Genomic DNA, 8,453 nt, shown 5'->3' with positions numbered 1-8,453 from the left:
CGCTCTAGCATCAGGATGAACGTGATCGCCATAACTGCAAACAGCGCGCCGACGATAGCCACCTGATGCCATGGCTGCCCGCTCGCATTCGCCATCAGCACCATCGCGCCGGACATCGCGCCCGGCCCCGCGAGGATCGGCGTCGCGAGCGGAAACACGGCGATCTCGCCCGAGCTTTTGATCCGGGCTTCGTCGCTCTCAGGCATGGTAATGGTGCTGCCCGCGATGGTCGTCTCGAAGATCATGTCGAGCGCGATCAGGCCGAGGATGATGCCGCCCGCCGTTTGCAGGGCAGGCATGGTGACGCCGAGCGCTTCGAGGATTTCCGAGCCGAACAGCGCGAAGAACAGAATGATGCCGGTGGCGATGCCGATGGCTTTCAACGAGACGGCAAGCCGCTCCGCGCGGTCGCATCTCGGGCAGAAGGAGGCGAACAGCACGGCAGCCTCGACCGGACCGATCGTGGCGAAGAACATCGCAAAAGCGGACAGGGCGACCTCGAACATTCGCCCGTGGTAGCAGGCAAGGCTTGGGGAAGCGTCAACGAGATGGACTTGATTGTGGCGAGGTTCGCGCACGAGGCAAATGTGGACGCGCGCTTTGTTGCGTGGCGTGCCAGGCGGCTTAACGACCGACACAACCGCCCGCCACCCTCGCCCGAGGATCCGCAAAATCCAAAAGCTGTGGCGGCGCCCGCCAGGTTACTCGGCGGCGGCGCGCGCCTTGATCGCTTCACGCGCCGCGTCCTCGCCTCGCCGCTTGGTGACGGCCTCCGTGCCTCCGCGCGTGGTCTGGAACATGTCGAGGTTGTCCAGTTCGTCCGGCACATCAGCCTGAAGCGCGAGGTCGAAATAGGCTTTCCGGTTCGGGTCGCGCATGATCTGCTGCCGCCAACGGTCCATGCGCGCGATCCAGTAGCCCATCAGCACATGCTTGCGAACGGTTTCGAAGAAATAGCGCGGATAGAACGACAGCCAGCTTTCGCGCGGCAGGCTGGGGCGGCGGTCGCGGCGGTATTTCAGGCGTAGATAACCGCTTTCGAGCGGATGCACGCCCTCATATTGGATCGAGAAGAAGAACCAGTACATCATGATCATGACCTTGCCCGGCTTCATCCCGCAAGCTACGGCCCGGCGCATCACGGTCTTCATGTGCTCGGGCGAGTAGAATGAGTGCCACGCGGCCCGGTAGGTTTCTTCCCACTGCGCCAACGTCATGCGCGGATGATGCGTCACGGCGTGATTGATGTCGTACTTGTTCATGTCCGGGTCCATCCAGACGCCATTCCGATAGAGCGTCTGATGGTCTTCCGAGCCGGGGAGCGGCGTCAGCATGAAAAATTCGAGCACATCGACGGGCAGTTCGCGCTTGATGATCTCGATATCGCGCGCGACCGTTTCGGGCGTGTCGTTCGGAAAGCCGATGATGTAGCCCGCATAGGTGACGACGCCGCGTTTCTTCCACGCCTGAAGCATCGCTCGGTAATCGGTGATCTTGTTCTGTCGCTTCTTCGCGCCGAGCAGACTGTCCGGGTTAATGTTTTCGAGGCCGATGAAGACGCGCGACACGCCCGCCTTGCTGGCCTTCTCCACGAAGCCGGGGATCTGATGGCAAAGCGTGTCGACCTGGATCGTGAACTTCACCTTGATACGCTCGCGCTCCCGAAGCGCGATGACGCGGTCGAACAGGGCTTCCCAGTTGCGATTGCGCGCAAAATTGTCGTCGGTGATGAAAAAGCGATGGATGCCTTGCGCGTGGTTCTGGCGGATGATGGCTTCGAGGTCGTCCGGCGAGCGGAAGCGGCTTTTGCGGCCCTGCACGTTGATGATCGTACAGAAGGAGCATTGATACGGGCAGCCGCGGCCGAGGTCGAAGCTTGAGGTGACGCCGAGCGTCCGCCGCACATGCTCGCGCGGCAGCATGGGATGCGGCTGATGCGTCATGTCCGGCAGGTCGGACATGAAATTGTACAGCGGGTGCAGCGTGCCCTGATAGGCGTCGCGAAGCACGATGTCGAAGCGCCCGTCCTCCGCCTCGCCCGCGAAGAGACTGATGCCCTGCTGTTGGGCCGCGCGTATGTCGGACGGCAGGTCCGGCAGCATGGCGACGCATCCGGACACGTGAAATCCGCCGATGGCGACGGGCAGGCCCGCCTTGCGGAATGTCGTCGCGAGATCGACGGCGCGGGGGAACTGGTTCGTCTGTACGCCGACGATGGCGACAAGCGCCCTCTCGCCGGGCTTTATCGACCGAATGATCGCGTCGGGGCGCACGCGCCGGTTCGTCTCGTCGTATGTCGCGATGGAAAGCTCAACATCTTCGCCCAGCACCGCGCGCGCCTTGCAGTCTTCAGCGATGCCGTTGAGGCAGGCGAGCGTATTCGACGGGATGGCGGAACGCAGCCATTGGATAGGGTAACCGTCGTCGTCATAGTGCGAGGGCTTGATCAGGATCAGGTGAAAAATTTCGCCGGATGTACCGTCCATGCCCGCCCCATGCCTAGAAAACAAGGTTATCGGATATTCTGCCCTTCTAGAGACACGGCGTTTGGCATACAAGATGCAATTATGGCTTGTTAACAGAATTTTACACAATCGAGCGTGGGCGCCGTTGAGAATTGCATGCCTCGCGGTTGCCGTAACGACAGGCGCTTGCCATCATCGCCCTTGACGCCGCAGCCATTCGCCCCAATACGTAAGGGGCCAGTTGGCCGGATGGCCGCTGTTCGCACGTTCCTTGTGGGCCGAAAGGTCGTGAACGCGCGGATGGAGGAAAGTCCGGGCTCCACGGAAACACGGCGCCGGATAACGTCCGGCGGGGGCAACCCCAGGGACAGTGCCACAGAAAGCAAACCGCTTTATCGTGGGCCTATGGCGCTCTGCGCAGCTTGAGGCCGTTCGGCTTCAGGCTTGGGCCTTCGATACAGTAAGGGTGAAAGGGTGCGGTAAGAGCGCACCGCGCGGCTGGCAACAGACGCGGCACGGTAAACCCCGCCGGGAGCAAAACCGAATAGGGACGGCACGGCTCGCGGGCTTCGGCTCGCGGCGGAATGCGTTTCCGCATCGCCGTCCGGGTTGGTTGCTTGAGGCGCGCGGCAACGCGCGTCCCAGATGAATGGCCATCGCGGCGGAGCAATCCGCCGGCACAGAACCCGGCTTACAGGCCAACTGGCAATTTTTCTTGCGGTTTCGTCGATAAGGACGAGTTTCGCCGGATCGAGGCTTGTGTGCCGCGCCTTCCAGCGTGGCGTCGCCTTGCGACGTCCGGGGGGTGTCTGTTCGAGGGCAGACATCGTTTTTGAAGCGCAAACCCTCGCGCCGCAGGAACTCCTCACACCGCTGTTCGCCGCAAATCGGAATCCCTTCCGTTTCGATGAACCAAGGAAACGCTCTAAGCCGCGTGAGACTGCCGCGCCATGCTCGACTGGTTCGTCCGGTCAAGCTCCTTGAGACGCTGATAGGCGTTGACGCTGCCGAGATCGGCCGCTTTGCGATACCATTCGCGCGCGCGCTCGACATCGGCCGCGAGGCCCCATTCCGGGCGATGCCTGACGTTCGCCGGATCGTAGGTTTCCGCAAGAGCGAGCGCGCCGCGCACGCTCCCGTATCGGGCCAGCACTTCCAGAACCGCGCGCCCGGCCGCGCCGTCGCCCTGCGCGAGTTGGCTTAGTCCGCGCTCCATGAGGACATCCTCGGTGCCCTGGTTCAATTCCGGTGCCGCTTCGACATCCGGCACTTCAACGCTCGCCTGAATTGTCGCGGGCTGCGCGACGGCGATTTCCGGACGCACGTCGATGTTGAAAGCTTTTTCCACACGCGGCATCTGCGGTAGCGCGATTTCTCCGGCTTTGAAATAACCGACGAGCACGTAGCCGGACGCAACAACCACTGCGCTGGAGATGGAGACCGCCGCGACATTTCTCCACGCGCGGCTCCGTTTCGCCCTGCGCGACTCCGCCTGAGGTGGCTTTACGGCGATGGGCCGCGTGATGGGTGCCGTGCGAACCGCGCCGCTTTCGCCTGTGGGGCCAGCCTCCACCCGCTGTGCCTGCGTGGGTTGGACGTAGGCCGTAGGAATCGACGCCGACAGTGCAGCGAGTTCACGCTCCAGAGCCGCGCGGCTTTCCTCGAACGACCGATAGGATTGTACTGCCGGTCGCGACAGCGAGGAAGACAGATGTGGCTCCGGTTGACGCAACGGCGCGGCCGGATCGAGATCCACCGCGAGATTGGTCGCCGCTCTTTCGAGAATATTACGCCACGAGTCGCCCATGATAAACGCCCCAACTCAACTTACCCAGCCTCTCAATTAATGAAGCAATATGGCCACGCTGAGGTTGGAATCGGTCGTTTGTATGCGATTTTAGTCGGATTGGGTCCAATTTGCCTCAGTTGAGGCAAAGGGCGGCGCCTCGGCGACGCTATCGCGTGGGGCCTGAATAGCCCGCGATCAACCAATAGATCGTACCTGCGACGCAACCCGCCATCACCAGCGCAGCCGACACCGGCGAGGTGAGCGAGGTCAGGTCCACGCGCCAGAATGCGCCCGCGAGCGCCACCGACAGCGCGCCCGTCGCGCCCGCATAGAACAGTAGCGACCGCGACCGCAGCACTTCGCCGAGCAGCACGCCCGCGATGGCCGCTGCGAGCACCACCGCACCGCCGCCCTGAAGCGCGAGGATCGCGTTCTCAAAACTCGCGTCGAAGATGAAGGTTTCGTCGGAGGCCGTGGCCTGAAGCCGCTCGACCTCTTTCACGAGCTTCACCGCATGCAGCGCGACGAGCGAGATCCAGCCTATGACGCCGGACAGCACGACGGCGAACAGCACGCGAAAGAAATGTCCAATGCTCATCGCCGTCCCCGTTTGTCTCATGCGTGCCTGAAGCGCCGCGCCCCAATCGTCTGCATGCTTATCGCAAAACCGGCGTTCGCCTTTTGCGGATCACCTGCCCGCATCACACCGCCGCGTCGATGGCCGCTTCGCCGCGCCGTGCGCTCGCCCTAAGCTTCTCGCTCGCCGATTTGAGCTGCCCGCAGGCCGCCATGATGTCGCGACCGCGTGGTGTGCGGATCGGGCTCGCATAGCCCGCGCGGTTCACCACATCGGCGAAGCGCTCGATCTGCGCCCAGTCCGAGCATTCGTAAGCCGTCCCCGGCCAGGGATTGAACGGGATCAGATTGATCTTCGACGGGATGCCCTTGAGCAGCCGCACCAGCTCTTTGGCCTCGGCGACGGAGTCGTTGACGCCCTTCAGCATCACATACTCGAAGGTCATGCGCCGCGCGTTCGACAGCCCCGGATAGGCGCGGCAGGCGGCGAGCAGTTCCTTCAGCGGATATTTGCGATTGATCGGCACGAGTTCGTCGCGCAAATCGTCGCGGACGGCGTGAAGCGAGATCGCCAGCATCACGCCCATTTCCTCGCCCGCGCGGTGCATCATCGGCACCACGCCGGAGGTGGAAAGCGTCAGCCGCCGCTTCGAGAATGACAGCGCGTCCGCATCGGTCGCAAGCCCGACAGCCGCCTTCACATTTTCGAAATTGTAGAGCGGCTCGCCCATGCCCATGAGCACGATGTTCGTGATCTTGCGCTCCGACTCGGGGATGCCGTGCCGGTCGGTGGGGCCGTCCGCGTCCGGCCAGTCGCCCACGCGGTCGCGCGCGACGAGGATCTGTCCGACGATCTCCGCCGCCGTGAGGTTGCGCACGAGCCGTTGCGTGCCCGTGTGGCAGAAGGAACAATTCAGCGTGCAGCCGACCTGGCTCGAAATGCACAGCGTGCCGCGATCCGGCTCGGGGATGTAGACCGTTTCGATTTCCGGCGGGCGCTCGGCCGGATGCGATGGCGCGAGGCGAAGCAGCCATTTGCGCGTGCCGTCTTCCGAAATCTGCTCGGCGGCGATCTCGGGTCGCGCCAGCGTGAAGCGCGCGTCGAGTTCGACGCGAAGCGACTTCGCGATGTTGGTCAGCGCCATGAAATCTGTCGCGCCACGCGCATAGGTCCAGTTCCAAAGCTGCGCGGCGCGCATCTTCGCCTGGTTCGCGGGCACACCCGCCTCGGCGAGCGCAGCCATGAGTTCAGGGCGCGACATGCCGGCAAGCGAGGGCTTCAGCGCCAAGGCGGCGCCGTCGACGGGCGGATTTTCGAAAAGCGTTGTCATGAACGCAAAATAGAAGACGGGCGCCCGCTTCACAAGCGCTGCTCTTCCTCTGCGGCGCTTGTGAACTCGAACGGCGGCCGGTCAGCGCGTCAATTGCACCGAAGCGACGGGCACCTGCCGCCCCTTTGCGCTGTCGAATTGCGTGATCGAGACGATGTGGCTCCCCGTCGCCTTGAACGTCACGTGGAAATTTCCCCGGAAATTTGGGCTGTCGGCCTCGAAGACGAGCTGATTACCGTCGATGCTGCCGGTGACGGCGCCCGTATTATGCGCGACTTTTTCCTCAAACAGCCCTTCGACGCGATTGCCCGTGCAGGTCACGCGGCTCGCCGCCTCGATCTTCCACGCCGCTCCGGCGCAGGTGATGAGTTGGTTGATCTTGTCTCCGCCCGCCAGCGAATATGAGATGCGGCATGCGATGCGCTCGGGCGAGCCGCCGATGGGCGTAACCGCGCCCTTGCCCTTCCACGTGCCGTCGAGGCTCTTCATGAGTTCCAGCCCCTGGCTCGAACACAGGGCAAACGCCGGATTGGCCGCCGCGAGCGTAAGAGCGGCGGTGCAGGTTGCGACAACGGCCTTGAACATGAAAATCCCTCTCTCGCAGCAGCGAACATCTTTGCGGTTTCGACGCCGATTGCAGCAAAAGAATGATCCGCCGCTCACGTTTTCGAACCCGCTTGCCATCGAGTTAAGGCGCGGCGAAACCGGCGGCAATGGCGCATGTGCGCTCGGTTTTATTAAATTTTCGGCATCTTCCAGAAATGCGCGACCGGCCCCGCGCCGTCGCCGATGCGGAAGGCATCTCCGGCCAGCAGCGCGCCCTGCAAATAAGCCTTCGCGGCTTCGACGGCGGCGGCCAGCGGCAGTCCTTGCGCCAGATGCGCAGCGATCGCCGATGACAGCGTGCAACCCGTGCCATGCGTGTTGCGGGTGGGCACGCGCGGCGCGATGAAGCGTCGGACCTGCGCCCCGTCGAAAAGCACGTCGGTGGCTGTCGCGCCGCCTGCGTGGCCGCCCTTTATCAGCACGGCGCGCGGCCCGAGCGCGTGGAGGCGTCGCGCCTGTACCGCGATTTCTTCGTCGGTGCGCGCGATGGAAACGTCGAGAAGCGCGGCCGCTTCGGCGAGGTTCGGCGTAATGAGGTCGGCGAGCGGGAAAAGCCGCTCGATCAGCGCGCGCATGGCCAATGGCTCGAGAAGCCGCGCGCCCGAAGTCGAGACCATCACGGGATCGACCACCATGGGCACGCCGCCCGCCCAGTGACGCAGCCGGTCCGCCGTTGCTTCGATCTGCTCCGCGCCGCCGAGCATGCCGGTCTTCACCGCGCGGACGTTCAAATCCGCGAACACCGCGTCGATCTGCGCCGCGACGATGTCGCCCGGCACGAGATGGACGGCGGTCACGCCTTGGGTATTTTGCGCGGTGATAGCCGTGATCGCGGTTGCGCCGTAGACGCCAAGCGCCGCGAATGTCTTGAGGTCGGCCTGGATACCAGCGCCACCCGATGAATCCGATCCGGCGATGGACAGCGCCGCCGGCGTCTTTGCCGTCGCGGCGGTGCTGTCAGCGGTCATCGCCGCTGAGCTCATGGCCGTACGCCGGGCGCAGTGACGGGCAGGTTGCGGCTGCGCCAGTTCAGGAAGAGTTCAAGCGCGATATAATCGTCCGAGCCATCGGGCTGGCCCCTGCCGCGAACCAGAGCGTTGCACATGCGGAACCGCTCATGCAGCGTAATCACCCGCTGCTGGTCGAGCTTGTACGCGGGGTAGGCGACGGGATGGCCCTGGCTGAGGCTGTCTCCGCCGAACTTCTGGCCGAACCGCTCATGGTGGCATTGCGCGCAGGACAATTGCAGAAGCCCCTGTTTCGTCTGGTAGAGAGTGCGTCCGCGCTCGAAGAGTTCCGCCGCCGGGCCGGTGTTATCGACCGTTTCCGGGGTTCCGCGCGCGAGCCAACGAAGATAGGCCGTCATCGCGAGCATCGGCGTGCTGTCTTCCGCCAACACATCTGCGCCCAGATTGCCTTTGCGGCAAAGGTTGATGCGCGAGGTCAGCGTGATCACCTCTTTCAAACCCGCGACATATTTCGGGTAGGTCGCGGCAGCCTGCCTGACGCCGTTTCTGTTGCCCGAGCCGTGGCAAGAGCGACACGATTTGCCGAGCGTCCCCTCCGGTGCGGACCACGCCCTCTCACCGGTCTCGACGAGGGCGTAGGCGGGATTGTCGAAGTCGTCCGCCTGCTGCGCGGCGATGGACGGCGGAAGAAACTCCTCGCCGGGAATGAGATATTTCA

Annotated in this window: 8 protein-coding genes and 1 other RNA gene; 1 reads left to right on the top strand and 8 read right to left on the bottom strand. The window is 63.7% G+C overall.

The genetic code is table 11. The annotated features are described in order from the left end of the window. Nucleotides 1-506, bottom strand: a 506-nt coding sequence (locus tag T281_RS14695) for a MarC family protein (protein WP_037240940.1), incomplete at its 3' end; no start/stop codon positions are given. Nucleotides 507-701: 195 nt separating this feature from the next. Then, nucleotides 702-2,486 carry a B12-binding domain-containing radical SAM protein gene (locus tag T281_RS14690; protein WP_037240938.1) on the bottom strand — a complete coding sequence of 595 codons (1,785 nt, stop codon included), beginning with the start codon at nt 2,484-2,486 and terminating at the stop codon, nt 702-704. Between the two features lie 216 nt (nt 2,487-2,702). Between T281_RS14690 and rnpB the strand changes: the two genes are divergently transcribed. Then, nucleotides 2,703-3,175, top strand: an RNA gene (gene rnpB, locus T281_RS17955) — RNase P RNA component class A. 215 nt (nt 3,176-3,390) lie between these two features. Here rnpB and T281_RS14685 read toward each other — a convergent pair. The 6 genes from T281_RS14685 to soxA form a co-directional block, all read right to left on the bottom strand. Continuing rightward, entirely contained in the window at nt 3,391-4,272 is an 882-nt protein-coding gene (locus tag T281_RS14685) for a hypothetical protein (RefSeq protein ID WP_037240935.1), read from the bottom strand. A 148-nt stretch (nt 4,273-4,420) separates the two neighbouring features. Further along, complete coding sequence (locus tag T281_RS17950) at nt 4,421-4,852, bottom strand: hypothetical protein (protein WP_052037541.1); 432 nt, start codon at nt 4,850-4,852, stop codon at nt 4,421-4,423. A gap of 103 nt (nt 4,853-4,955) precedes the next feature. Next, nucleotides 4,956-6,161 (bottom strand): dual-specificity RNA methyltransferase RlmN, encoded by a 1,206-nt coding sequence (rlmN, locus tag T281_RS14675; RefSeq protein WP_037240949.1) that lies wholly within the window; start codon nt 6,159-6,161, stop codon nt 4,956-4,958. 81 nt (nt 6,162-6,242) lie between these two features. Next, entirely contained in the window at nt 6,243-6,746 is a 504-nt protein-coding gene (locus T281_RS14670; RefSeq protein ID WP_037240932.1) for a hypothetical protein, read from the bottom strand. A gap of 152 nt (nt 6,747-6,898) precedes the next feature. Continuing rightward, on the bottom strand, nt 6,899-7,735 hold the full coding sequence (gene thiD / locus T281_RS14665; RefSeq protein WP_037240946.1) for a bifunctional hydroxymethylpyrimidine kinase/phosphomethylpyrimidine kinase: 837 nt from the start codon (nt 7,733-7,735) through the stop codon (nt 6,899-6,901). Nucleotides 7,736-7,746: 11 nt separating this feature from the next. Next, a partial coding sequence (gene soxA / locus T281_RS14660; RefSeq protein WP_052037540.1) for a sulfur oxidation c-type cytochrome SoxA occupies nt 7,747-8,453 on the bottom strand: 707 nt, incomplete at its 5' end.

This window comes from Rhodomicrobium udaipurense JA643 (assembly GCF_000636015.1).
In the GTDB taxonomy this organism is placed as follows: domain Bacteria; phylum Pseudomonadota; class Alphaproteobacteria; order Rhizobiales; family Rhodomicrobiaceae; genus Rhodomicrobium; species Rhodomicrobium udaipurense.
Note: the sequence above shows the minus strand (reverse complement) of the source record. Positions and strands in the feature narration are given on the sequence as shown.

Bases quoted from the DNA above. Each gene is read 5' to 3' on its own strand.
- T281_RS14690 (WP_037240938.1), bottom strand. From the start codon at position 2,486: ATGGACGGTACATCCGGCGAAATTTTTCACCTGATCCTGATCAAGCCC.
- T281_RS14685 (WP_037240935.1), bottom strand. From the start codon at position 4,272: ATGGGCGACTCGTGGCGTAATATTCTCGAAAGAGCGGCGACCAATCTC.
- T281_RS17950 (WP_052037541.1), bottom strand. From the start codon at position 4,852: ATGAGCATTGGACATTTCTTTCGCGTGCTGTTCGCCGTCGTGCTGTCC.
- rlmN (WP_037240949.1), bottom strand. From the start codon at position 6,161: ATGACAACGCTTTTCGAAAATCCGCCCGTCGACGGCGCCGCCTTGGCG.
- T281_RS14670 (WP_037240932.1), bottom strand. From the start codon at position 6,746: ATGTTCAAGGCCGTTGTCGCAACCTGCACCGCCGCTCTTACGCTCGCG.
- thiD (WP_037240946.1), bottom strand. From the start codon at position 7,735: ATGACCGCTGACAGCACCGCCGCGACGGCAAAGACGCCGGCGGCGCTG.